The following is a 26,296-nucleotide window of genomic DNA, read 5'->3' as shown; positions in this document are numbered from 1 at the left end:
GAGACGCATCATCGATATGTTGCGTTCTCATCTTCCTCTTGGAAGGTGAGGGCGCTTTTTTACGCCCTCTCAAAAATTATAAAAAGAGAGAAGCGACAGACATGAACAATTTACAACAGCAACAACAACCCCTCGATTCCACAGCAGAAGGGCTACAACGAGGGCTTCAAGCCCGGCATATGTCGATGATTGCAATTGGCGGAGCGATTGGGACCGGTTTATTCATCGCGTCAGGTGCCTCTGTTGCAGCGGCAGGACCGGGTGGTGCGTTACTTTCTTATACAATCGTCGGATTGATGGTCTACTTCTTGATGACGAGCCTTGGGGAGATGGCCGCCTATATGCCGGTCGCAGGATCATTCTCGACGTACGGGACGAAGTTCGTCGACCCTTCATTCGGATTCGCCTTAGGATGGAACTATTGGTACAACTGGGCCGTCACGATTGCCGTCGAGCTCGTCGCAGCACAAATCGTCATGCATTACTGGTTCCCGAACATTCCGGGCGTCTATTTTAGCGCGCTGTTTTTACTTTTAATGATTGGATTAAATTATTTTTCGGTCAAAGGATTCGGTGAAGCCGAGTACTGGTTTGCGATGATTAAAGTCGTCACGGTCATCGTGTTTCTTGGTGTAGGAGTCGCGATGATTTTTGGTATCTTTACTTCGGAGCCACCAGCAGGGTTCAAAAACTTTGGCTTAGGTGATGCACCGTTTGTCGGAGGGATTCCAGCTGTCATCGGTATCATTCTTGTCGCAGGTTTTAGCTTTCAAGGGACGGAGCTCGTCGGAATCGCAGCAGGCGAGTCGGAAGATCCGGAAAAAAATGTCCCGAAAGCAGTTAAACAGGTGTTTTGGCGGATTTTATTATTTTATGTATTTGCGATCTTCGTCATCGGAATGTTGATTCCATACACAAGTCCGAGCCTTGTCTCAAATGATATTACGGATGTTGCCGTCAGTCCGTTCACACTCGTCTTCGAAAAAGCAGGACTCGTGTTTGCAGCAGCATTGATGAATGCGGTCATCTTGACGTCCGTCTTGTCTGCCGGGAACTCCGGGATGTATGCTTCAACCCGGATGCTCTACACACTGGCACGACAAGGTGATGCACCGAAACTATTTGCAAAAGTCTCAAAAAACGGTGTGCCGCGGAATGCGTTACTCGCGACAGGGGCGATTGGTGCGCTTTGTTTCTTGACGTCGATGTTCGGTGGACAAGTTTATCTTTGGTTACTGAATGCTTCCGGAATGACAGGATTTATCGCGTGGCTCGGGATCGCGATCAGTCATTACCGTTTCCGAAAAGGTTTCGTCGCCCAAGGGCATGCGTTACGTGACTTACCGTACGTTGCACCGGCGTTCCCGTTTGGTCCGCTATTCGCATTTGGCCTGTGTTTCCTCGTTATCGTTGGGCAAAACTATGCCGCGTTCCTCGCTGATCAAATCGACTGGGTTGGGATTGCAGCAACGTATATCGGAATTCCGTTATTCTTGGTCTTCTGGCTCGGACATAAAGTCAAACACCGGACATCGGTTGTCCGGTATGATGAGATGGAGTTTCCGAAACATCCGAAAAAATAATAGTATAAGCTAAAGGACCCTCTCGCTTACGAGAGGTCAGACTATAAGCAAAGTGTTATCGGGAATCGGGAGATCAAGCGTCTTTTTTCGTTGCTTTCCTCGGGCGAGGCGCAAGCCGTTGCTCCTTGATCCTAACGGACAATGAGCAGGGTCTTGCCTGCCTCTGGCAAGTCGCGTTGAAAACGCACTTTTCCCTTAGGAGTCAACGAAACATGACGCTTTTTAGGTAGTATCGTGACGGATTGTCTCTCGTTATCGCATGTTTACGCTTATTAATAGTTTGTCTACACACCAAAACCCTCTCACTTGCGAGAGGGTTTTTCTGTATAGAAGAAGCGAATAATTCCCGAAAGATTTTTTCAGTTTCTTTCCATGATATGTCCCTTCAAGTATGTCAATCCGTAATTGGATTATTTCTTTTTAATAATTTTATTTTTATCTAAAAATATTGTTTCAATAAAGTAAAAATAAGGAATAAATTCTTTACGGTAAACCTACTAAAACGATTGAGATGGAGGAAGTGTGAAATGAGTACATATGAATTGATTTTGACACTGGGTTCGGCCGCGTTCTTCATGGCGCTCGTTGCTTATGTATCCTATCGCATGACACGAGGCAAGGAACAGGGAGTTGACGAATATTTTTTGGCAGGACGTGGACTAAGCGGAATCTTTATTGCCGGTTCCTTGCTTCTGACCAACCTTTCGGCAGAACAACTGATTGGTTTGAACGGTCAGTCGTTCATGGGGAATATGTCGAGCATGGCGTGGGAAGTCACGGCAGGGTTTGCTGCCATCATCATGGCGATCTACCTGTTGCCTAAGTTTTTGGGGATGGGGATTTCGACGTTACCTGAATTTTTAAGTCAGCGCTATGATGAAACGGTCCGGCGGATGACGGTGCTCTTATTCTTACTTGGCTACATGTGCGTGACGATTCCATCGATGCTTTACTCCGGCGGGATTGCCGTCTTACAGCTGTTTAACGTACCGGAGTTATTTGGATTGAGTTATACGCAGTCGCTGTGGCTCGTCATTTGGGTTGTCGGGATCATCGGGGCCATCTATGCAATTTTCGGAGGACTACGGGCTGTCGCCGTCTCCGATACATTAAATGGAGTCGGACTTGTCATCATCGGTTTCCTCGTTCCGATTCTTGGTTTTTTTGCACTCGGGGACGGAAACATGGTCGACGGAATGAAGCGTCTCGCAACGACACACCCTGAAAAATTGAATGCGATTGGGTCGTCAACCGACGCCGTTCCGTTCTTTTCGATTTTTACAGGGATTCTGTTTGCGAATCTCTTCTATTGGTCACTCAATCAATATGTGATTCAGCGCGTGCTTGGAGCAAAGGACTTAAAAGAGGGACAAAAGGGTGTCTTGATGACAGGCTTCCTGAAACTACTCGTCCCGGTATTCATGTTGATTCCGGGTGTGATTGCGTACCATTTGTATGGAGATAATCTAGCAAGTGGAGATTTGGCCTATCCGAAATTAATCACGGAGTTGCTCCCTGTCTCATTGATGGGATTTTTCTTGGCCGTCTTGCTGGGAGCAGTCTTTAGTTCATTCAACTCACTCTTAAATAGTATCGCGACGTTGTTCGTACTCGACATTTATCGCCCGGTCTTTGCGAAAGAAGCGACCGATCGGCAGTTGATTCGTGTCAGTAAAATCTTCGGAACGATCGTTGCCTTGATTTCATTTGTCGTCGCTCCATTCTTAATGTATGCACCAGACGGTCTTTGGACGTTGATTCGTCAGTTCACAGGATTTTTCAACATTCCGATTCTCGTCATCGTCATGATGGGAATGCTCGTGCGGACGATTCCACCGATTGCTGCCAAAATCGTCATTGTTTTTCATGTCATTGCCTATTACTTCTTTGTTTTCGGACTCAGACAGTTGTTCGGAATCGATCACGGAATCAGCTTTATCCATGGCTATGGTATTTTATTGGTGATCGAAGTGCTGTTCATGTGGTTCATGGGAAAATATCGTCCTGTTATGCAGGTGAATCGTCGTCGACCGGTACGTACGACGGGGATGACGCCGTGGAAATATGCGATGCCTGTCTCGGTCTTACTCGTGTCGAGTATCATCTTGATGTATGTCCTCTTCTCGAAAATAGGACTCGCCTATCCGGATGGTATCGTTTCAGGCTGGTTCTGGCCAATCACGCTTGTCTTGCTTGTCGGGACGGTCTTCCTCTGGCGCTTTGCCTTGAAGTCGTGGCATGCGCGGTATACGACTTATCTCGAGGAAGAGTACAAACGAGCGGAATAAGTTCACAGTTGACGGCTCAAATCGATTAAGATTAAAGAAAAACGGAGGCGAGCATCGTGAACTACTGGTACCACTTTAAACGGGCATTCATCCCGATTGCGATTTTATTGATTACATTAGCGATTTATCAAATGATTTATCGTATGAACAACATTTGGTATTCGCTCGGCGGGTTGATTTTAGTTTTTGCAGCGATTTATTTTGTCATGCGACGCCTGAAGGCAAATCCAGAAGATTGAGTGAGCAAGATAGTAGGGGCATGCTTTAAAAAGCAGTAGACTAGAGAGATAGAAAGAGGAGGGGAAGATAGATGGCAAAAGCAATATTTGCAGGTGGTTGTTTCTGGTGTATGGTCAAACCGTTTCATAAGTATGATGGTGTCGACCAGGTGATTTCCGGCTACACCGGTGGTCATACAGAAAACCCGACCTATAAAGAAGTTTGTTCTGAGACGACGGGACATCTCGAAGCAGTCGAGGTGACGTATGATCCGTCTGTCATCACATATGAAGAATTACTTGAAGTATTTTGGCGTCAAATTGATCCAACGGACGGTGGCGGTCAGTTTAATGACCGAGGTCAATCGTACGAACCCGCTATTTTTTATGTTGATGAAGCGCAAAAGCAAGCGGCGGAACAATCAAAGGCAGCTCTTGATGCTTCTGGTCGTTTTTCAAAACCGGTTGCCGTCGACATCCGTCCGGCAGCACCATTTTGGCCAGCGGAAGAATACCATCAGGACTACTACAAAAAGAATCCGTTCCGCTATCAAATGTATAGTGTCGGATCGGGTCGTGCCAAGTTCGTCAAAGAAGCTTGGAAAGATCACGGTAAGGAACAGGAATTGAAACAACGCTTAACACCCATCCAGTATAAAGTGACACAGGAGAGCGGGACAGAACCGGCTTTCCGAAATGAATACTGGGATGAAGAACGTCCGGGACTGTATGTCGATATCGTCGATGGAACGCCACTCTTCACGTCAAAAGACAAGTTCAACTCAAGTTGTGGATGGCCGAGTTTCGCGAAGCCGATCGCAGAAGACAAGATGGAAGTAAATCTTGATACGACGCACGGCATGACGCGGACAGAAGTTCGTTCAGCTGATGCCGATAGTCACCTCGGTCATATCTTTGATGATGGTCCAAAAGAGCTCGGTGGTCTGCGTTACTGCATCAATTCCGCTGCTCTTCGATTTATTCCGATAGAAGAGCTTGACTCTGCCGGATATGGGGAATATAAAAAACACTTCGAGTAAGTCAAATCGTAAGGCGGCAAAACGAATTCGTTTTGGCTGCCTTTTTTAGAATCGAAAGGAGGTCATGTTTTGTTTACAGCAGTTTATGATGACATTCGACAGATGACGATTGCCAAAGTATTGGATTTTTATGATGATAAAGTGCGAGGACTCGATGAAACGGCTCGACGGAAAAAGTATGACAAGATGAGCCAAAGTCCGTTTCTGTTTTTCCGCGGCAGTTCCCATCTGTTTTACTATGATTTGACCCGTATTCCATTAGGGTTCGACACACCGGTTGAGACACCGACATGGATTCAAGGCGATCTCCACTTTGAGAACTTCGGTGTTCATGGAAATGCGAAGGGTGAAATCATTTATGACGTTAATGACTTTGATGAAGGGTATCTCGGATCCTATCTTTACGATGTCATCCGGATGGCCGTTTCGGTCCGTCTATTTGCAGACGAGGTCGCTTATGATGCGGAACCGGCAATTAAAGCCTACATTGAAAACTACTTACACGACCTTCATGAATACGCGAATGGTAAAAATCCGAGTGACATCTGTTTTACGGTCAAGAATACGAAAGGACCGATTCGAAAATTAATTAAAAAAGCTGAAAAGAAGAAAGCAGACTTGCTTGGTGAACGAACTACTGTGATTGATGGACACCGGAAGTTTCTTGATCTACCGGATATGAAGCGTGTCGAAAAAGAGACGTACGCAGCAATCGAAGCGATCTGGCCGGATTACATTGCATCAGTCGATGAGAACGATCGAAGAGACGACGCGTTTTATACGATCAAGGACATCGTCCACAAACTGGATAGCGGAACCGCCTCGATTGGTCTGGAACGCTATTACATTTTGATCAATGGGGAAGGGAAGGAAGAGCCGGACGTCATCCTTGAGATGAAACAAGCACAAACGGCTGTGCCGTCCTTATTCGTTCCTGTTTACCGCGAAGATGTCGAGACCGTCCATCAAGGATTACGGGTCATCGCGTCTCAAAAAGCGATGCAAGCGCATGAAGATCCTCACCTTGGATACGTGACGATGCATCAAAAGGAGTATTACATTCGAGAGCGCTCTCCGTACAAAAAGAAATTAAAAGCAAAGCATATTAAAAGCCAGGATGATCTTGAAAATGTATTAGCTCTTCAAGGTCGGATTACGGCGAAAATCCATGCGCGAGCCGATATGGATGCAGGAATTAAGGCGACGGTTCTCACTCATCATGCGGATGTCGCGATTATCGAAGCAATCGGACAGTCAGAGCAAGTTTTCCTTCAGCAAATTCAACGCTGGTCAAACGCCTATGCGGAAAGAACGAAGCTAGACTTCCACGTGTTTTTGAACTGGATGACGAACCGATAAGAAAATGGTCTTTTGGGAATCGGAAAAAGGCAGGAAACACCGAATTGAACTTCGGCGTCTCCTGCCTTTTTTAGGCTAATTTCTTAATTTAAGAGGGAACTGAACTTTTTACACGAACAGCGTCAAACTCACGTTTGATGCTTTCATTGGCTTTTGCTTCTTCTTCAGCCGACCAACCGAGTTCGCTACGCATGAGAGCGAGTACGCCGTCCGCATATTTCTCGGCATTTGGATAATCGAAGAAGACGGCGGACGCACGGCGATTCAAGAAATCACCGGGTTGCATGACGAGCTCGGCTTCGAGTCCGTAAAGCAGTGCACCGAACCAGTGAAGTGGTAACTGGTAACGTTCCGCTTCACTGCCACGTGAACGAATGAGTTCATACACCCGTTCGACGTTCGTTCCGTAGCGTTGGATGAGCCATGTCGTCTCGTCTGGCGAGAGACCGAGGGCTTCTCCTTTCGGTTGTTGCTCTTTCAAGTAGCGGGCAAATCCTTTACTACCATCTTTATGTCCGCCGCCAAGTAAGATATGACGCGTCCGTGATTCAAGATAAATCCGGTCTTCTTCTTTTTTGAATTGTTCGGCGACCATATTGATGATGCGTTCCGCCATTTTCCGGTAACCGGTTAGTTTACCACCAGCAATCGACATCAAGCCGGATTTCGAAATGAAGATTTCATCCTTACGAGACAGTTCACTCGGATCTTTGCCATCTTCATGAATCAATGGACGGAGACCAGACCACGTCGACTCGACGTGCTCCGGACGAAGCTCGATATTGAACATATCATTTGTCGCTTTTAAGATATAGTCGCGGTCTTCTTCCGTGACACCAGGCTCGAGAATGTCACCTTTATAGTTCGTGTCGGTTGTTCCGACGTAGGTTTTCCCTTCGCGTGGAATCGCGAAGATCATCCGTCCGTCTGAGACATCAAAATAAACGGCTTGACGGAGCGGGAAATCAGCTTGATCGATGACAAGGTGAATCCCTTTTGTCAGATGGAGCGACTTACCAGATTTTGAACCATCTTGTTCCCGTAATTCATCGACCCATGGACCCGTCGCATTGATGATTTTTTTCGCCCGAATCGTATACGTCCGGTCTGTTAAGAGGTCACGGACTTCGACGCCGACAGCTTTCCCGTTATGATAGACGAGTGATTCTGCTTTCGTATAGTTGACGGGACGTCCCCCATAACTGATAGCGGATTTTAGGACCTCCATCGTCAAGCGGGCATCATCCGTTTTGTATTCCACGTAACGCCCGCCACCGACGAGGTGTTCTGAGCGGAGGAGTGGTTCATAACCGAGTGTTTCTTCTTTTGATAACATCGTTCTGCGTTCATTGCGTCGTACACCAGCGAGTTGGTCGTAGACACGTAAACCGATAGAAGTTGAAAAACTTCCGAATGTTCCCCCTTCGACGAGCGGTAACATCATCCATTCCGGTGTCGTGACGTGGGGCGCATTCTCATACACGATTTCCCGCTCTTTTCCGACTTCTGCGACGAGCTTGATTTCGAATTGTTTGAGGTAACGCAGTCCCCCGTGAACGAGTTTCGTTGAGCGACTTGATGTGCCTTCAGCAAAGTCTTGCATTTCGATTAGACCGGTACGCATACCGCGGCTTTGTGCGTCGAGCAAAATCCCGGCGCCCGTGATTCCGCCCCCGATGACTAATACATCGAGCAGTTCTTGTCCCATCTCTTCTAACCATGCCGTGCGTTCTGTACTTGAAAACATGAATAGTTCCCCCTGTTCATTATGAATTGGATTGAATTACTCTACTGATATCCATGTACCCTCTTTTGCACTCTTTTGAGCATAATCAATGATTTTCATGACAAATAACGCTTGCTCTGTCGTCACGACGAGCGGAATTTCATTTCGGATTGCCCGTGCAAGATCCGTGTAATACGTAGAAGCCGGCTTTAAGAAAGGGCGTTCTTCAGGTGGTTGTTCCGGAAGGCCGAATGTATAGGTCGCATTCTCCGTATCGACCATGTCAACGAAGTAACTTGCTTTCGTTCCGTGCACGCTCAAAGAACGTCCAGACATCGGAACGAGCGAACCGATGTGAAGAATCGCACGCCGTGTTCCGAAGGCGAGAATGAGGTGCGTATAATCGTCAACCGGACCGTCGATCCGCTGAATCGTTTGGTCACAAAAGACACGATCCGGTCGTTCTCCGAATAAAGTCAGAGCCTGATCGATTAAATGCGATCCTAAATCGTACAAGAGTCCGGCACCGGGTACGTCCTGTTCCCGCCAGCGTTCACGGACGGTCGGACGGTAGCGGTCATAATGGGCTTCGAACGTCTGAACGTCGCCGAGCTGATCGGTCCGGACGAGTTCCAGTAGCGTTTCGAAGTCTTTTTTGTAGCGACGATTATGATAGACTGTCAGTAAGCGATTTTGTTGACGAGACAGTTCAGTTAATCGTTCTGCTTCAGCGAGCGTCACGGTAAACGGTTTTTCGACGAGAACATGGCAGTCTGCCTCTAACGCAAGGCGTGCGAGAGGATAATGCTCAGAATTCGGTGTCGCGATAACGACGAGATCGATCGTTTCCTCGGCGAGTAATGTTTCGAGCGATGGATATACAGGCACGTTTGGGTAGCTTTTTGCAACTGCATCCGGACGACTCGACTGAACAGCAATGAGCTGATAATCGGGCGATGTAATATAGGGGGCATGCAGGTGTTCTCCAGCAAGACCAAATCCAACTAAAGCAGTACGAATCATAAGGACACTTCCTTTTCGGTTAGTCCCTTCAATTTAGCACAAGTGAGGTGAAGAAGATGATTTCAGAACAACATGTCATTGAAAAAATGCGGCAGACGATGGCAAAAATCGAGCAGACGAGCGGTACGGCGCAAGTCGAACAACTGGCGACAATGAAAGCATACTGTGAGCTGTTGCTTGAGCAACCGGGCACACCGGCAGCAAACGTCGTGCGTTCACAGACAGCTCCGGCAGCAAAACCGGACGTCGATCCGATGCTCGCACGCTTCATGGGCGTTGCACAAGAAGATGAACAAAAAGGTCCGTCATTGCTTGATTTTTGACTAGATACGTAACTTTTTGGGAATAGAAAAGACAGACAAGCCAGAGGGGGAAACAGTATGAAAACAGCAATCATCATTGGAGCAGGTCCAGGAAATGGTGTCGAAATCAGTAAACGATTCGGGAAAGAAGGCTTCCAAATCGTTTGTGCAGCGCGAACGCAAGACACACTTGCTGCTGTCGTCACGGAATTGAAAGAGCATGGGGTCGAAGCAGTCGGTGTCGAGTGTGACGCATCACGCCGAACGGATATCGCATCCCTTGTCGAATGGACGAAGGAACAATACGGACAAGTCGACGTCCTTGTCTACAATGCATCGATTCTGCATCAGTCATCGGTTCTCGACGTCTCAGCAGAACAAATCACGAAAGAATTTGAAATCGACGTCCTCGGGGCACTCGATGCTGCGCAGCTCGTCGCACCGGATATGGTGGAACGAAAAGACGGCGCCATCTTAATCACAGGTGGCGGGGCTGGAATTCATGCGATTAAATCATTACCCGGACTATCGATTGGAAAAGCGGGTGTCCGTCAATTGACACACATGCTGCATGACACGCTAAAAGAAAATAACGTTTACGTCGGGACGGTCACGATTGCAGGAGAAGTGAAGCGGGGGACGGCGCTCGATCCGGCGAATGTCGCTGAAGCCTTCTACACACTGTATTCGAACCGGACGGATGTCGAAAAAGTCTTGTCTGCAGAATGAAACAGTTAATCGTCTACTACGATGGTCTCTGTCCACTCTGTCAAAAATCGAAACGGCTGCTTGAACGGATTGATTGTTTTCAGCAGTTGACGTTTTCCGATGCGCGACGGATGCCGGTGGAACAACAACCGCGATTGCTCGAACGGATGCATGTCGAAACCGAGCGAGGGGTCCGGTACCCGGGAATCGAAGGAATTCGTCTGTTGACGAAAACCTTGCCAGTCCTTTTACCTGCCTCTCCAGTGGTCTCGTTAGCGATTGTTTTACGAATCGGAGCACCACTCTATGACCGAGTCGCGAAAAATCGCGTCATTCCGATGAGCTGTACGACGGAGTGTTCCATCAATTAATACATGTAGCGAAGCGCCGACGCAAGCAAGGTCGGCGTTTTTTGAATGGACGGGCTCACTAACAAAAAGGAGGAGCATGATGAAGTTTTGGATGAAGGCATTGATGCTAGTCGGACTAGTATTCAGTACAGGCTGTGCCTTAGAGGCAGATCCGGAAACAGAAACGAAGTTCGGTATCGCACAACCGGATGATACAAAGGCCACACAAGTGACCGTCGAGCGGGTCGTCGACGGGGATACAATTAAAGTCCGGTTACCGGATGGGAAGATTGAAGACGTCCGTTTTTTGTTAATCGATACGCCAGAAACGGTAAACCCGGAAAAACCGGTTCAACCGTTCGGACCGGAAGCTTCAAGCTTTACGAAAGACCTCTTACCGAAAGGGAGCAAAATCGTCATCGAGCGAGATCACTCAAAGGCGGATCGTTACGGTCGTCTCCTAGCGTACGTCTGGATTGATGGCAAGATGGTTAATCAAGAGCTGTTACGTCAAGGGCTTGCGCGTGTCGCCTATGTGTACGAACCGGATACGCGGTATGTCAAAACGTTCGAAGACATTGAACAAGAAGCAAAAGCAGCGAAAAAAGGCATTTGGGAAACGGAAGGCTATGCGACGAATCGTGGATTTGACGAAACGGTCTTGACGAAGGAATCGACTTCTTCGGCAAAAGGTCAGTGTGAAGACATCAAAGGAAATATCAACCGGCAAGGGAACAAGATTTATCATGTCAGAGGCGGTCGTTCATACGAGGACGTCAAGCCAGAGGAAATGTTCTGTAGCGAACAGGAAGCGAAACAAGCGGGTTTTCGACGCGCTGCGAATTAATGATGCACGCCCCATGAGAGTTTGTCCTTTATTGTCTGAAGGGGCCGATGTTAAAGGCGCTTCAAACTCAAACTCATGACGGACGGTTCCGTCCTGTACGCACGAAACGCCGATGATCCCGTTTTTCATGGAATCATCGGCGTTTTCTAAACGGTCTGCATGTCCGCCTCGCCCGAGGGAAGCACGCGTATCTCCCGATAGCACGTTGTCTACAGTCTGAGACACCCTAACAGGTGCCCACTGTTTGTGGTTACTCCCTCTTATTCTGAAGGCGGGAAGGGTTTATAATGCGGAATTTGATCATCCTCATCAAAGGCAATCGTGACGTCGGTCACGCCTTTTAAAATCCGGATTTGCAGTTCGAGACGGTCTTTGATGTCATCGGCTTGCGCGATTGTCATGCCACGGTCGACTTCGATTTCAAGATCAACGTGGAAATGATCGCCCTCTTTGATGACTTCAAGTTTTTCGATATCACGGACATCTTTATCACGGAGTAAAATCTCTGCGATTTTTGCCGTCAAGACTTCATCAGTTTCACCGAGCGCACCGGCTGCATTTTGAATGAAGACGTTATAGACGACGTAAAACATCATCAATCCGATTAAAACAGAAGCAATCCCTTCTGCTTGATAAAACGATGTATAGTGCGAAATGAGGACGGCGATAATGGCGATGAGACCACCTAGTGTCGCAACTAAGTCTTCCATAAAGACGAGTCGCGTCGCTGGTTTTGCTTGTCCAAGCTTCGAGAAACTTTCGCGAACGAGCGTGAATCCACGCGATTTCAGACCGGTTTCATGAGCGATTTCAATCATCGCTTTATAAAAGACACCCATTTCAAGGACAACGCCGATTCCAAGCGCTGTTAAGATGATCCACAGTCCGCTTGTTTCTTCTCCTGGAGCATGTAGAATATGCAACACGCCTTCACGGATCGTCTCATACGCTAAAATGGCGACGACGATAATTGCTGCGAGCAGGACGAGATTGACGAGTCGACCGAATCCATTCGGGAATCGTTTTGTTGGTGCTTTTTTACTTAACGCAGATCCGACATAAACGAACATTTGATTGGCAGCGTCACCGATCGTATGCATCATTTCTGCGAACATGGCGATGTTACCGGTTAAGATATAAGCGATGAATTTAATAATGGCAATAATCGTATTGACGATAGCGGCAGCTAAAGCAGATTTGTTACCACGCCTCATTAGTGAGAAAAAGTTGGCCATAGTGTGATCCTCTCCTTTTAAAAAAGCAGGAAAGCGGAATTAACCGCGTCCTGCTTGGAATGATGGATAAAGTGACATGCCACCGTCTGCAAATAGTGTGATGCCGGTCACGTAACTGGATTCGTCAGAAGCAAGCCATGCAGCGACAGCGGAAATTTCTTCAGGCTTCCCGATGTTCCCCATTGGAATCATGCTTTCGACTTCTTTACGTTGTTCCGGGTCTTCAAATTTCTCTGCATTGATTGGTGTGTTGATCGCTCCCGGCCCAATCGCATTGATTCGAATGCCTTTTGGTGCGTACTCCATCGCGAGCGTCTGCGTCATCAGTTTGACGCCACCTTTACTTGCCGCATAGTGAACAAATGTTGGCCATGGAATGATTTCGTGAACGCTCGACATATTGATAATGTTCCCTTTAATGTCGTTCTCGACAAAGTATTTCAAGGCTTCACGTGCGCCGAGGAATGAACCGGTTAAGTTGACATCAATGACTTTTTGCCAGTCTTCGAGGGACATTTCGTGCGACGGTGATGGCATTTCGACACCGGCATTGTTGACGAAGATATCGAGTCGACCAAAGTGGTCAACTGTTTCTTTAACAAGACGAATCATGTCGTCCTCTTTCGATACGTCAGCTTGAATCGTAATGGCTTCTCCACCGGCTTGCTTGATGTCTTCAGCAATCTGATTCGCTTCTTCCGGGTGGCTCCGATAGTTGATGACGACCTTTGTACCTTCTTCCGCGTAACGGCGGACGACGGCTTCGCCAATTCCCATTGAACCGCCTGTGACGATAGCTACTTTTCCGTTTAGACTATTATACATGAAAATCGACTCCCTTTTAGATTATTGTTTTGTAAACCCGATCATGATACCGCCCGCTACGACGAGAGTACAGCCGATGATAACGAACGTCATTTCTTTTTTCGTTTTAGCTTCTTTCAAGAACAGAACGCCGCCGATTGTCGAGATGACGACACCGGTTTGTGATAACGAAAAGCTTGTTGCGACGCCGACACGTGCCGTTGCGAGCAATAGGGCAATATTCCCAACAGCCCACATGATACCGGCAAGGCCATTTGTGAACGTCTGTTTCGCAAACAAATTCCCTTTGCGTAATGAAAGTAAAATGGCGCTGACGACCATCCCGATTGCTTGTGGTAAAACGGCTTCCCAACCATTGATGTTGAACCAACGGGCGATGACGACATAGCCGACATAACCAATCGTCGAGATGACGAGTAGAAGCAATCCTTTTCCGATGTTTTCATCCTTCTTGCTCTTATCTTCTTTATACGATGTAAAAGCAGCACCGGCGACAATCAGTACTAAAGCGCTAATTCCAAGAATAAGTGCGGATGTATTTGACCATTCACCAAAAGCGAGGACGCCAAACAAGGATGTTCCGACGAGTTGCATCCCGGTCGAAATCGGCATCGTTTTCGAAACACCCATTTGTTTAAAAGCAGCAAATTGGTTCATTTGACCAAGTGCCCAAAAAGCACCGGAGAAAAGACCGGCAACCCAGGCCGTCATCGACAGTTCTGGACTGATAAATAAGAACGTCACGAGGGCGAATGCTAACGCACCGAGTGTTGTCCCGATAATTTGTTGTTCTGTTGAACCGCCGATTTTTGAAACGACGAGAGGCAACGTCCCCCACATCAATGCAGGAACGATGGCAATTAAAATATCAATCAAGTGATTCACCTCTTCCATTTGTTCTATCTACTTGAAGATGTACCCCGGGAATCCCGCCGAAAAACCTCTAATGGCTAACGAATATTATCTTAAAATAAAAAACGCCCCACGAATGGGACGTGAAAATTATTATTTAAAGGGTTCGTCAGCGATGCGGACGATGTGTCGTCCGATTCGTCGAGCGTTCCAGAGGGCGACGACAGCAATCGTTAAAGAAATCCCCATCAAGTCATACTGACTTAAGAAATAGCCACCGTAACTGACAGGTAAGCTGACGATTCCGACGAGTGAACTGGTCCACTGACGAATTTTAAGAGATTCCATATTCGCGACGCGTGAAAATTTTTGCTGTTCGAACAACCGCCAGCGTGTTGGTTCACTGAGGGCATCATTGACTAGGCGAGGAAAGGCGAGAAGACGTGCGCCGTAAGACCCTGCAATCTGTAAGTAACGATTCTGGTTTTTCCCTTCTTCGTCCAGCCAACGGCGGACCATCGGTTTAGCAAGTTCAAGCAAGTTAATTTTTGGTGAGAGGATTTGCAGGATACCTAGGATCGTCGAAGCGGCACGACCGAAAAAGGCAAACTCGGCCGGTAATTGAATCGGTTCATTCCGAACGAGTAATTCAATATCAGACAGTACTTTTTCAATTAATTTCGTATCGACGTTCTCCATGTCGCTTTCAAGGTAAAAGTTGACGGCTTTTTCAATCGCTTGACGGATATTTTGTTTGTTGGCGTTCGGTAATAAGAAACGTAAGTCTTCCAGACCGTCGACGATTGCATCGTAATCGAGTGTGACGAACGACTGTAAGATTCCTTGAATCGCCCGCATGTCGTCCGGGGTCGTCGCACCGATCATCCCGAAGTCGAGCAGAACGATTTTTCCGTCTGCCTGGACGAGGACGTTGCCCGGGTGGGGATCGGCATGAAATTTCCCGCCGAACAGCAACTGTTCACCCGCATTCAGGAAGAGGTTACGCGCGAGTTCGTCACGATCGATTTGATGTTCTGCTAAAAACTCGAGGTCCGTGATCCGTGTACCGTCAATCCACTCCATCATCAAGACGCGATTCGTACAGTGTTCTTCATAATAGTCTGGAATGTAGATGACAGGGTTCGTTTCATACATCTTTTTAAAGTAGAGACCATTTTTTAATTCGGTCCGATAATTCAGTTCATCTCCGATGACGAAGACCATTTGGCGATAAAGACTTTGGAGATCAGTCGATTTATTGAGTGACGTCCGTCGAAGCATCGCGATGACGAGACGCATCGCGCGGAAATCCGTTTTAATGATTCGTTCGATGTTAGGACGCTGGACTTTGATTGCGACTTTTCGCCCGTTCGATTTGAGTGTCGCACTATATACTTCTCCGATTGAAGCAGATGCGATGGGGCGAGGACTGATATTATCGACGACGTCTTCGATCGGCATGCCCCAGTCTTCCTCGATGATTTTTCGAGATTCCCCGAGTTTGCTCGATGGGACCTTATCGACGAGTTCAGTTAACTCCATTAAAACGGTTGGTGGGAATAAGTCGGCACGAATCGATAAAAACTGCCCGAGTTTAATCAGGAGTCCTTCGAGACGCAGTGCTTTCTTCTTATAATCACGCGCAATCGTGATCATGATGCGCTCGAATTCTTCAGTATTCGTACCTGGTCGGTTTTTCCGGGTGAATCGATAGATAGTCCAAATATAACGAGCGAACATCGTCACGATGACGAAAATCCGGTAGAGCGCCCAACGTTTCATACGGTCACCTAGCTTCCTGTACAGTTTGTTTCAGTATAGGTTACTTTACCTAAAAACGTCACTTACAAACGGCTGAAAAAAGAATCGTAAAAATAAGGTGGACGCGACGCAAAAAGAGAGTATAGTAAGTAATGGAATTTCAATGTGGAAAGGTGAAATGTGTGCATGTCCTGGGACTTATTAAATATCATCGGAACGGTCGCATTTGCGATGAGTGGCGCGATCGTCGCGATGGAAGAAAAATATGATTTGTTTGGGGTTTGGTTATTGGCATTGATTACGGCGTTCGGAGGCGGTGCAATCCGGAACTTGTTGATTGGTGTACCCGTCTCGGCACTTTGGTCGCAAGGCGGATTGTTCTTGATCGCGATTTTAGTCGCATTATTAATCTTTGTTTTACCACAATTATTTTTACCACATTGGTCACGGTGGGGCGTGCTCGCCGATGCACTCGGTTTATCCGCATTTGCGATCCAGGGTGCACTCATGGCATCTGCAAAAGGCTTACCTCTTTCAGCGACGATTTCAGCAGCTGTTTTAACGGGTGTCGGCGGTGGTGTCATCCGGGATTTACTCGCCGGACGCAAACCGCTTGTCCTGCATAAGGAAATCTATGCGATGTGGGCCGTCATGGCCGCGCTCGTCATCGATCGGTTCCAACTGACGAATCCTCTGCATTTGTTCACATTACTGGGACTCATTACGATTTTACGTATGCTATCTTATTATTATGAATGGAATTTACCGGCACGACGTTTAGGGGGAGAATGACATGAAAGTATTAATCATGATTGGTTCTTTGTCGATGATGGTAGCGGTCGCACTCGGTGCGTTCGGAGCGCATGCGCTAAAAGATATGTTATCTGAGCGGATGCTTGCGAACTGGCAGACGGGTGTCCTCTATCAGATGGTGCACTCACTTGGGATTTTGGCACTCGGTGGCATGTTACTGAAAGTTTCGATTTCACAATTTTCGCTTGCAGGTTGGTTGATGCTCGCCGGAATCGTCTTCTTCTCCGGCAGCTTATATGTCATGGCGCTGACAGGGATTACAAAACTCGGTGCAATCACACCGATTGGCGGCGTTCTGTTCATCGCAGCATGGATTTTTGTTGCGATTGGTGCGTATAAGGGATTATGATCCATCGACTGACTTGAAAAGTTGGTCGTTAAACGAAAGCAAGGGAGTGGATTTTATAGCTACTCTCTTAGGATGTAGACAACGCGCTAGCGGGAGTTGAAAGCGTCTTTTTTCGTTGCTTTCCTCGGGCGAGGCGCAAGCCGTTGCTCCTTGATCCTCACGGAAAACGAGCAGGGTTTTGCCTCCCGATATCGCATGTTCAAAGTTTGTCTACACACTGGGAGTGGATGTATATCCACTCTCTTTTTTTGTCTTTTTACGACGATTACGCCATCGAAATAAAAAAAACGGTCAAGAGACATCACTGCCTCTTGACCGATTACGATTGAAGCAACTGCCTCAATGCTTTATTGGTTGTGTTTTATTTAGCTTCGATAATGCTTGCTCATAGCGATCCAGTACACGTTGTGCGACTGGCTTTAGCTCTTTTGAAAGCACAGCGAATTGCAACTCACGCGATCGCGTTGACCGGTTCATAGCATTCCCCATGATCATTCCTCCTTAACGTATAAAACGTACATCTTTTATGACCGCAAAGAGTATATTCCCATAGGGTTTTTCTATGAAACGTCTTTTAGCATATTAAAGCGCGAAATGTGTTTCGAGCTCGCTTGACTCAAGACGGTTGCCGATGAAGAACTCACCGAATTCACCGTATTTTGCACTCACTTCGTCAAAACGCATTTCATAGACGATTTTTTTGAACTGGAGGATATCATTCGCGAACAAGGTGACGCCCCATTCCCAATCGTCAAAGCCAGTTGATCCACCGATAATCTGTTGAATCTTCCCAGCGTAGCTCCGCCCGATCATACCATGACGGTACATGAGCTCTTTCCGTTTCTCCATCGAAAGCGTGTACCAGTTATCGCCATCGCGACGAGATTTACTCATCGGATAGAAACAGATGTGCTTCGATTTTGGCAAGATTGGATAGAGACGGTCGCGTACATACGGGTTCTCATACGGGTTCCCTTCGCCAGATCCACGGTATGTGCCGAGTTCGACGACGGAGACATATGAATACGTCGGGATGAGATAGTCATATAAGTCGAGTTTTTGCATCTTCACTTCGACGGCTTGGATGTCTTCCATTGTCGGACGAAGGACCATCAAAACGAGATCTGCTTTTTGACCGATGATCGTATAGAGGGCATGACTGCCTTCTTTTTGTTCTTCGACTTGTCCGAGCTCAGCTAAGAACGTTTGGAATTCGTTGATCATTTTCGTCCGGACAGTTGTTTCGACTTGTTTTAAGCGCGACCAGTCAATCCGGCGGAAATCATGTAATGTATACCAACCGTCGAGAGTTTCGGCGGCTTGCTGTGTAGCAGTTGGTTCTGATGTTCGATGTTCCATGAAAAAACCTCCTGAAATCTATAATGAAAAGTACATTCTCCATTGCTAATCTTATCATAGATCGGACGGTTCATCGCAACAAAACAACCGTCTCTCATTAGGGATAGAGACATGAAGTAACACGAATCGGGGTATGAAGTAAAAGGGTGTGCTAAAACGCGTTAAGCGCCTTCTGTACTATTCCTAGAAATAACTGTAATAGTGATAAAAAATCGCTCCGTGTAATGGGTAAAAGAAGTTTTTTGCAAATTGTTTTAATAACGAAACAGAACTGTGTATAATGAACGATGGAATGTATAAGGAATAGAAACCGACACTTGATTGACATAAAAGGAGAGAAAATCATGCAATTATTCGAAATGCTTGAGACAAAAGTAAAAGCACACCAACCATCAATCGTTTTCCCAGAAGGAATCGACGCACGTGTTCTTGGTGCTGCTGTCCGCCTGAAAAAAGATGGTCTCGTCACACCAGTCGTTATCGGACCACGCGTGAAGATTGAAGAGACGGCGTCGGCGAACGGAATCGACGTAACGGATCTTGAAACAATCGACCCGGCTTCGTACGATGCGATGGAAGAACTTGTTGCTTCATTCGTCGAGCGCCGTAAAGGAAAAGCGACAGAAGAACAAGCACGTGAAGTCATCTTAAAGGACGTCAACACATTCGGAACGATGCTCGTGCATACAGGTAAAGCAGCAGGTCTCGTCTCGGGTGCGATGCACGCGACTGGCGATACAGTCCGCCCGGCACTTCAAATCATCAAAATGCAAGAAGGCTATAAGAAAACATCGGGTGTCTTCATCATGGTTCGTGATGATGAGCAGTATGTCTTCGCTGACTGCGCAATCAATATCGCACCTGACGCAAACGACTTAGCAGAAAATGCAATCGCATCAGCAAAAACAGCAAAAACATTCGGCATCGAGCCGAAAGTGGCATTGCTCAGCTTCTCGACAAAAGGTTCAGCAAAATCACCTGAAACAGAACGCGTCGTCGAAGCAACACGTCTCGCAAAAGAACGTGCGCCTGAACTTGCAATCGATGGAGAATTACAATTTGATGCAGCGTTCGTCCCGAGCGTCGCAAAATCAAAAGCACCAGAATCAGATGTTGCAGGTCAAGCCAACGTCTTCATCTTCCCAAGCCTTGAGTCAGGAAACATCGGCTACAAAATCGCACAACGTCTTGGTGGATTCGAAGCGATCGGACCGATTCTCCAAGGTCTCAACAAACCGGTCAACGATCTTTCACGTGGATGTAACGAAGAAGATGTCTACAAACTTGCGATCATCACGGCAGCTCAGGCAGTTGAAGCAAACGCATAAAACGGAAAAGTCTTTACTTTTTCAGAGAACATCGTAAAATGAAACACATCATGCACGAATCATAAACGTATAGCAACGCTCGTATAATAGTGGGAATTGGCCCACGAGTCTCTACCGGATCGCCGTAACGATCCGACTACGGGTGGTGAGTTACTGCTCTCTTTTTTGGCGTACAGTGGCTGCCCCCGGGGGTAGCGCTGTACGTTTTTTTTCGTCAATAAAGGAGAACACAGCTATGAAACGTTTAGAAGAAATGATTAACAAAGAAGGAATCGTCCTGTCCGATCAAGTCCTGAAAGTCGATGCATTCCTTAACCATCAAGTCGATCCGACATTGATGTGGGAAATTGCTTATGAATTCATGCATCGGTTTCAAGACGCAGGCATTACGCGGATTTTAACGATTGAAGCAGGTGGAATCGCACCCGCGATGATGACGGCGCTTCGTCTCGGTGTACCAATGGTCTATGCACGAAAAACGAAGTCGCTGACGTTAAACGAAGGAACGATTTCAGCAGAAGTCTACTCGTTTACGAAACAGCAGACGAGTACGATCACGGTCGCTGAAAAATACTTACAGCAAGGTGAACGTGTGCTGATCATCGATGACTTTTTAGCGAACGGGGAAGCGGCGTTCGGTCTTGCTAAATTAGTCGAGCAGGCAGGAGCAGAAGTCGTCGGTATCGGAATCGTGATCGAAAAATCATTCCAACCGGGGCGAGAGAAGTTACTTGATGCAGGATTCCGTGTTGAATCGCTCGCGCGAATTGAAAAATTAGAGAACGGGAAAGCGACGTTCGTCCGCTCGGTGAACGTATGAAATCCTTATCGAATTTTAAAGCGGCAGGACTCGGACTCCAACATGTCCTCGCCATGTATACAGGAGCAGCCATCGTTCCGTTGATCGTCGGCAGTGCAATCGGACTATCCGGAGAAGGCCTCGCGTATCTTGTCGCGATTGACCTATTCATGTGTGGAATCGCGACGTTACTCCAAGTCTTCGTCACGAAGTATACCGGTGTCGGACTGCCGGTCGTGCTCGGATGTACGTTCACGGCAGTCGGACCGATGATTGCGATCGGTAGCCTGCAGGGCATCACGGCGATTTACGGCGCATTAATCGCAAGCGGCATCATCATTTTATTGATTTCCGGACTCTTTAGCCGGATTGCGATTTTATTTCCACCGGTCGTGCTCGGATCCGTCGTGACGATTATCGGAATATCACTCATTCCGGCGGCCATCAATGATATCGGTGGCGGACAAGGCGTTAAAGATTTTGGTGACTTCCGATACCTCGGTCTCGCCGGATTAACGATTGCTTTAATCTTGATTTTAAATCGTTACGGCACCGTTTTTTCGAAGGCAGCGGCTGTCTTGATTGCGGTACTCATCGGAACACTTGTCGCGTTCGGCATGGGGATGATTGATTTTAGTCCAGTCGCTGACGCCTCGTGGTTCCAAATGATTACACCGTTTTACTTTGGTGCACCGACGTTTAATATCACGGCGATTTTGACGATGACGCTCGTTGGTCTCGTCTCAATGGTTGAATCGACAGGCGTCTTCTTGACGCTTGGTGAAATCACGGATAAAAAACTCTCGAAGCAAGACTTAGCACGCGGTTACCGGGCAGAGGGTGCTGCGACAATCATCGGCGGGATTTTCAACAGTTTTCCATACACGACCTACAGTCAAAATGTCGGGCTTGTTCAACTGACGGGCGTTAAAACACGAAAAGTCATCATCTTTGCCGGGTTGTTTTTAGTCATCCTCGGTTTCTTGCCGAAAGTCGCCACCTTTACGACACTGATTCCGAAACCAGTGCTTGGTGGGGCAATGCTCATCATGTTTGGGACGGTTGCAGCAAGCGGAATTCGAATTCTGTCTCGCGTCGACTTCGCAAAAAACGACCACGTCTTGACAGTCGCCTTATCGCTTGGCGTCGGACTCGGCATCAGTATGAACCCGGCGATCGTGTCCGGTTTACCGGAACAAATCCGCGTCTTGACGGATAGTCCGATTGTCGCCGGTTCGTTGACGGCATTGCTTCTCAATGGTTTGTTCCGTTTGGCTGATCGCAAGCAGCGTACAGAAGACGAACAATTCGCAAAAGCTGAGTAAATAGTAGAACGATTGTGTTACGAGCAGACCTGCATCTTCGGATGGAGGTCTCTTTTTTGTGATGAGAGAACGTTACACAAATCAGAATATTTCGAGTATGGGAAGAAAGTGGTAAATCTCACTTGAAAACGTTTACAAATCAGACACCTCTTCTTTATACTGACAACGTAGCGGTTTGGGGAACTGCTAAGAACGATAGAGAGACAGGAAGGACGTCGTACAAATGAAGCAACAGACAGAGCTAAATCGGGGACTGGAAGAGCGTCATATTACGTTGATGTCGCTGGGGGCGGCAATCGGCGTTGGACTTTTCCTAGGCTCGGCAAAAGCCATTCAGTTGGCAGGACCAGGGATTCTGATTGGTTATTTAATCGGCGGTATCATCATCTTCATCATCATGCGGGCACTTGGGGAGCTCGCGGTACGTGAACCGGTGGCGGGAAGCTTTGCTGAATACGCCCGGAAATATGTCAGTCCACTCGCTGGATTTTTGACCGGGTGGAATTATTGGCTTCTGTGGATTTTTACATGTATGGCAGAAATCACAGCAGTCGGAATTTATATGCAGGAATGGTTCCCGCAGTCGGAACGCTGGATTTGGGCGCTTGCAGCATTACTACTTATGACGAGCATTAATTTCATTGCCGTCAAATTTTATGGCGAATTCGAATTTTGGTTCGCCTTGATTAAGATTGTCGCGATTGTTGCGATGATTATTCTTGGGACATTGACGATTGTCGTCGGACTTGGCAACGGGGGTACACCGGTCGGGATTTCTAATCTTTGGTCGCATGGTGGATTTTTGCCAAACGGATTCGGGGGAGTCCTGCTGGCGATGCAAATGGTCATGTTTGCGTTCTTAGGCATTGAAGTGATTGGGGTCACAGCTGGGGAAGCTAAAAATCCGAAGAAAACGATTCGTAAGGCAGTCAACAACGTCTTTTTACGGATCTTGATTTTCTACATCGGTGCGCTATTCGTCATCTTGTCGATTTATCCATGGGATCAAGTCGGACAAAATAACAGTAGCCCATTTGTCTTACTATTTGATCAACTGGGCATTCCGGCAGCTGCCGGCATTATCAACTTCGTTGTCCTGACAGCGGCATTGTCGTCATGTAACTCGGGTATTTTCTCGACGGCACGGATGATGATGAACCTGGCACAAAATGAAGAAGCACCAAAACGGTTCGCGAAGATTTCGAAGAACGGAGTCCCAGCAATCGCAACGATTCTTTCAGGAATCGCGCTGCTCGTCGGCGTCGCCTTAAACTACTTCTTACCGGAAAACGTTTTTGCGATCGTGACGAGTATCGCGACGTTCGGAGCCGTCTGGACATGGGCGATGATTTTGATTTCGCAAATGCGGGCTCGGAAAGTCTATGGTACGGCAGAATTCGGCGTTCCATTTTTCCCGGTCGCGAACTACATCGCCTTGCTCGCACTGGCTGGCGTCATCGTCTTGATGGCGTTTGATGCCAGTACGCGCATTGCGCTCATCGTCGGACCACTTTGGTATGTGATTTTGATTGCGGTCTACTATGCGCGGGGGATGCATAAGCAGACACGACGCTCGTTCGACCGGGCATCAGGGGAATGAATCAGGGAGACCGGCTTCGGCCGGTCTCTTTTGTTCTGTTTCGGCGTCAGTTTTGCTACACTGAACAAAGATGAAATAAGAGGAGGAACTACGATGAAAACAATCCATGTCGATGAGTTACAAGAAAAGCTTGAAGCCGGTGAAGTACTCCACGTCGTGGACGTGCGCGAGCAGGATGAATACGACGCGGGTCATATCCCGAACGTCCGTTTTTTACCAATGTCTGAAATCGGTGAACGCTATACAGAGCTGCAAGAAGGTGAAACATACTACCTGATTTGCAAAGCAGGTGGACGCAGCGAGAACGTCGGACGTTTCCTCGAACAGTATGGCTACGACATCGTCAACGTCGAAGGCGGGATGATGAACTGGAAGGGCGATCAAGAAGCGTAAAGCGATAGTGTTCTTTTCTCAAACGTTCTGTTCGCGAAGTTATTCCGCATCACTTTATAGGTAGTCCAAGAAGGTAATTCATGAAAATGGATTACCTTCTTTTTCATTTAGTTGTGAAAAATGACACGTTCTGACCGATATATAGATTAGAACAACGAGTTTACATATCGGGAAGAGGAGGCGTGTATGGAACAGACAAAAAAACGAACGATTAGCATCAAGCAGAAACTAATTATCACATTTTTGCTCTTATTATTGATTCCATCGTTATTGATTGGTTTTGTTGCATACAATCAAGCGAAACAGAAAATCACAGATCAAATCCTGCAATCTGCGCATGCCGGTGTTGACCGGATGAACGATGAAATCACCAATATCATTGATCCAGTACGACGAGATGTCGCGTTCTTTGCGGACCGGATTGATGGAATGCTCTATCAAAAAGGGAAACAAAATTTAGCATTGAAAGAAAAGATGACAGAATATCTCGATACACATCCGCAAGCAGCAAATATTTATTACGCGACGACGGAAGGTGATATGACCATCTATCCGGAACAAACGATGCCAGACGATTATGATCCACGAGAACGTTCGTGGTATCAGGCGGCGGAGGACGCCGGTGGGAAAGTCGTCATTACTGATCCATACGTCGACGCAGCTTCAGGGAAGATGATGGTCACCCTTTCACAAACGGGTGGGAATGGACGTGGTGTCATTGCTGTCGACGTGGATGTCGATCGAATTTCTGAAATCGCTAAAAAAGTTAAAATCGGTCAAGAAGGTTATGTCACGATTCTCGATTCCAATAAGAATTTCGTCACACATCCGACGAAGAAGGCTGGAGAAAAGGCATCTGGAGACTGGGTCACATCCCTTTATGCCGGAAAAAATGGTCAGTTTTCTTATGAGTTTGAGAATCAAGGAAAGAAAATGGACTATATGACGAACAGTCTGACGGGATGGAAAGTCGCCGGAACACTGTACGATAAAGAAATTGCAAATGAAACATCGGGCATTCTTTGGACAACAGTTGCCGTTATCGCTGGAACGTTCTTGTTAGCAGCTGTCTTACTCTACTTTATTCTCCGTTCGATCCTCCGTCCGTTAAGTCGTTTGACGGAAAGTGCCGATCGGATTAAAGAAGGTGATTTGACGGAGCAAGTCATCGTCGAATCCAATGACGAAATCGGTCAGGTGGCCCAAAGTTTTAATGTCATGGTCACATCACTCCGGTCGATCGTGACGAACCTCGATCAATCGATTGGGCAAGTTGCGGCGTCTTCAGAAGAATTGATGGCGAACGCAGCGCAAACGACAGCAGCTTCCGAGCAAATCGCAGGTTCCGTCCAACAGATGGCAGCAGGTGCTGACCACTCGAAACGTCAACTCGAAGGAAATGCTGTATCACTCCAAGCGATTACGTCAGGTGTCATGCGAATCGCAGAGAGTTCGACGAACGTCTCCGAGCTATCACGGGCAACAGCACTCGAAGCAGAAGACGGAACGATTGCGGTCGGGAAAAATGTGACACAGATGAAAGCGATTGATGCATCGGTCGAAAACTTCGGTGAAGTCATTCAATCCTTGGCTCATCGCTCAAACGAAATCGGAAAGATTGTCGATGTCATCAACGGGATTGCAGCCCAAACGAACTTGCTTGCCTTGAATGCAGCGATCGAAGCAGCACGGGCCGGCGAAAATGGCAAAGGATTTGCGGTCGTCGCGAGTGAAGTTCGGAAGCTAGCCGAACAGTCACAAGAGTCGACAAAACAAATTTCGGGCCTGATTACAAACATCAAGCAGGAAACAGAACGGTCGGTTTCCTTGATGAAAGAAGTATCGCATCATACGAAAGCCGGACTTGAGACGACAGAAGATTCAGCGGAACGTTTCAAGAAAATTATGTTACGGACACAAGAGATGACGCCACGAATCGAAGATGTCACAGCGACGGTCGAAGAAATCGCGGCGAACGTCCAAGAAGTGTCGGCTTCGGCAACGGAAATCGCTCATATTGCGGATGAGAATTCGACAGCATCCGAACGTGTTGCGACGACGACGGAAGAACAGCTCGGTTCGATGGAAGAAATTTCGCAATCCGCGAAAGCATTGTCGGATATGGCAGAAGAACTACAAGAAATGGTGACACAATTCCGCGTTTAAACCAGATGAAGGCGACTACATCAGCGAAACTGAGCTGGGCGTAGTCG

24 protein-coding genes and 1 riboswitch are annotated in these 26,296 nt (G+C 47.3%); of the genes, 17 read left to right on the top strand and 7 right to left on the bottom strand.

Going from position 1 to position 26,296, the window contains the following annotated elements; genetic code table 11:
- The first annotated feature begins 101 nt into the window (after positions 1-101).
- The 5 genes from KNP99_RS11700 to KNP99_RS11680 all read left to right on the top strand — a co-directional run bounded on the left by KNP99_RS11700 (position 102) and on the right by KNP99_RS11680 (position 6,488).
- On the top strand, positions 102-1,583 hold the full coding sequence (locus KNP99_RS11700; RefSeq protein ID WP_214767664.1) for an amino acid permease: 1,482 nt from the start codon (positions 102-104) through the stop codon (positions 1,581-1,583).
- 527 nt (positions 1,584-2,110) lie between these two features.
- Complete coding sequence (locus tag KNP99_RS11695) at positions 2,111-3,871, top strand: solute:sodium symporter family transporter (RefSeq protein ID WP_214767666.1); 1,761 nt, start codon at positions 2,111-2,113, stop codon at positions 3,869-3,871.
- A gap of 56 nt (positions 3,872-3,927) precedes the next feature.
- Entirely contained in the window at positions 3,928-4,110 is a 183-nt protein-coding gene (locus KNP99_RS11690; RefSeq protein WP_029332347.1) for a hypothetical protein, read from the top strand.
- A 71-nt stretch (positions 4,111-4,181) separates the two neighbouring features.
- On the top strand, positions 4,182-5,129 hold the full coding sequence (gene msrA, locus KNP99_RS11685) for a peptide-methionine (S)-S-oxide reductase MsrA (RefSeq protein WP_214846065.1): 948 nt from the start codon (positions 4,182-4,184) through the stop codon (positions 5,127-5,129).
- Positions 5,130-5,198: 69 nt separating this feature from the next.
- Entirely contained in the window at positions 5,199-6,488 is a 1,290-nt protein-coding gene (locus KNP99_RS11680; protein WP_088836065.1) for a DUF2252 domain-containing protein, read from the top strand.
- 88 nt (positions 6,489-6,576) lie between these two features.
- Here KNP99_RS11680 and KNP99_RS11675 read toward each other — a convergent pair whose 3' ends face one another.
- Both KNP99_RS11675 and KNP99_RS11670 read right to left on the bottom strand, forming a co-directional pair.
- Positions 6,577-8,235 (bottom strand): glycerol-3-phosphate dehydrogenase/oxidase, encoded by a 1,659-nt coding sequence (locus KNP99_RS11675; RefSeq protein WP_088836066.1) that lies wholly within the window; start codon positions 8,233-8,235, stop codon positions 6,577-6,579.
- A gap of 36 nt (positions 8,236-8,271) precedes the next feature.
- Entirely contained in the window at positions 8,272-9,237 is a 966-nt protein-coding gene (locus KNP99_RS11670; protein ID WP_088836067.1) for a Gfo/Idh/MocA family oxidoreductase, read from the bottom strand.
- A gap of 56 nt (positions 9,238-9,293) precedes the next feature.
- Here KNP99_RS11670 and KNP99_RS11665 point away from each other — a divergent pair, with 56 nt between their 5' ends.
- The 4 genes from KNP99_RS11665 (at position 9,294) to KNP99_RS11650 (ending at position 11,444) form a co-directional block, all read left to right on the top strand.
- Positions 9,294-9,560, top strand: a complete 267-nt coding sequence (locus tag KNP99_RS11665) for a DUF5327 family protein (protein ID WP_088836068.1) — start codon at positions 9,294-9,296, stop codon at positions 9,558-9,560.
- Between the two features lie 57 nt (positions 9,561-9,617).
- Complete coding sequence (locus KNP99_RS11660) at positions 9,618-10,268, top strand: SDR family NAD(P)-dependent oxidoreductase (protein ID WP_214767672.1); 651 nt, start codon at positions 9,618-9,620, stop codon at positions 10,266-10,268.
- Complete coding sequence (locus KNP99_RS11655; protein WP_214770594.1) at positions 10,265-10,618, top strand: thiol-disulfide oxidoreductase DCC family protein; 354 nt, start codon at positions 10,265-10,267, stop codon at positions 10,616-10,618. Before KNP99_RS11660 ends, KNP99_RS11655 begins: the two co-directional genes overlap by 4 nt.
- A gap of 79 nt (positions 10,619-10,697) precedes the next feature.
- Entirely contained in the window at positions 10,698-11,444 is a 747-nt protein-coding gene (locus KNP99_RS11650) for a thermonuclease family protein (protein ID WP_239456793.1), read from the top strand.
- Between the two features lie 260 nt (positions 11,445-11,704).
- Here the strand turns inward: KNP99_RS11650 and KNP99_RS11645 are convergent, their stop codons facing one another.
- The 4 genes from KNP99_RS11645 to KNP99_RS11630 form a co-directional block, all read right to left on the bottom strand.
- Positions 11,705-12,679, bottom strand: coding sequence for a cation diffusion facilitator family transporter (locus KNP99_RS11645; protein ID WP_088836072.1), 975 nt, complete (start codon positions 12,677-12,679; stop codon positions 11,705-11,707).
- A 39-nt stretch (positions 12,680-12,718) separates the two neighbouring features.
- Complete coding sequence (locus tag KNP99_RS11640) at positions 12,719-13,504, bottom strand: glucose 1-dehydrogenase (RefSeq protein ID WP_214808826.1); 786 nt, start codon at positions 13,502-13,504, stop codon at positions 12,719-12,721.
- A 21-nt stretch (positions 13,505-13,525) separates the two neighbouring features.
- Positions 13,526-14,377: a GRP family sugar transporter gene (locus KNP99_RS11635; RefSeq protein ID WP_214808871.1), complete on the bottom strand. Its 852-nt coding sequence runs from the start codon at positions 14,375-14,377 to the stop codon at positions 13,526-13,528.
- A 132-nt stretch (positions 14,378-14,509) separates the two neighbouring features.
- Positions 14,510-16,138 (bottom strand): ABC1 kinase family protein, encoded by a 1,629-nt coding sequence (locus KNP99_RS11630; protein ID WP_214767680.1) that lies wholly within the window; start codon positions 16,136-16,138, stop codon positions 14,510-14,512.
- A 165-nt stretch (positions 16,139-16,303) separates the two neighbouring features.
- Here KNP99_RS11630 and KNP99_RS11625 point away from each other — a divergent pair, with 165 nt between their 5' ends.
- Positions 16,304-16,909, top strand: coding sequence for a trimeric intracellular cation channel family protein (locus KNP99_RS11625; protein ID WP_029332360.1), 606 nt, complete (start codon positions 16,304-16,306; stop codon positions 16,907-16,909).
- Position 16,910: 1 nt separating this feature from the next.
- Complete coding sequence (locus tag KNP99_RS11620) at positions 16,911-17,279, top strand: DUF423 domain-containing protein (protein ID WP_029332361.1); 369 nt, start codon at positions 16,911-16,913, stop codon at positions 17,277-17,279.
- A gap of 582 nt (positions 17,280-17,861) precedes the next feature.
- Here KNP99_RS11620 and hemQ read toward each other — a convergent pair.
- Positions 17,862-18,638, bottom strand: coding sequence for a hydrogen peroxide-dependent heme synthase (gene hemQ, locus KNP99_RS11615; RefSeq protein ID WP_088836076.1), 777 nt, complete (start codon positions 18,636-18,638; stop codon positions 17,862-17,864).
- A 344-nt stretch (positions 18,639-18,982) separates the two neighbouring features.
- On the opposite strand from hemQ, the gene pta reads away from it, so the two are divergent.
- The 6 genes from pta (at position 18,983) to KNP99_RS11585 (ending at position 26,249) form a co-directional block, all read left to right on the top strand.
- Positions 18,983-19,966, top strand: coding sequence for a phosphate acetyltransferase (gene pta / locus KNP99_RS11610; protein WP_088836077.1), 984 nt, complete (start codon positions 18,983-18,985; stop codon positions 19,964-19,966).
- A 59-nt stretch (positions 19,967-20,025) separates the two neighbouring features.
- Positions 20,026-20,125: riboswitch (purine riboswitch) on the top strand.
- A gap of 76 nt (positions 20,126-20,201) precedes the next feature.
- Entirely contained in the window at positions 20,202-20,786 is a 585-nt protein-coding gene (locus KNP99_RS11605; RefSeq protein WP_088836078.1) for a xanthine phosphoribosyltransferase, read from the top strand.
- Complete coding sequence (locus KNP99_RS11600; protein ID WP_088836079.1) at positions 20,783-22,090, top strand: nucleobase:cation symporter-2 family protein; 1,308 nt, start codon at positions 20,783-20,785, stop codon at positions 22,088-22,090. Before KNP99_RS11605 ends, KNP99_RS11600 begins: the two co-directional genes overlap by 4 nt.
- 223 nt (positions 22,091-22,313) lie before the next feature.
- A complete protein-coding gene (locus KNP99_RS11595) occupies positions 22,314-23,690 on the top strand; it encodes an amino acid permease (RefSeq protein ID WP_214808816.1) in 1,377 nt (458 codons plus the stop codon).
- Between the two features lie 93 nt (positions 23,691-23,783).
- On the top strand, positions 23,784-24,083 hold the full coding sequence (locus KNP99_RS11590; protein WP_088836081.1) for a rhodanese-like domain-containing protein: 300 nt from the start codon (positions 23,784-23,786) through the stop codon (positions 24,081-24,083).
- 186 nt (positions 24,084-24,269) lie between these two features.
- Positions 24,270-26,249 (top strand): methyl-accepting chemotaxis protein, encoded by a 1,980-nt coding sequence (locus KNP99_RS11585; protein ID WP_214846063.1) that lies wholly within the window; start codon positions 24,270-24,272, stop codon positions 26,247-26,249.
- Positions 26,250-26,296: the final 47 nt, after the last annotated feature.

This window comes from Exiguobacterium sp. s95, from assembly GCF_018618655.1.
GTDB classification, from domain to species: Bacteria; Bacillota; Bacilli; order Exiguobacteriales; family Exiguobacteriaceae; genus Exiguobacterium_A; species Exiguobacterium_A oxidotolerans.
The sequence above is the reverse complement of the archived record's forward strand: the minus strand, read 5'-3'. Positions and strand labels throughout refer to the sequence as shown.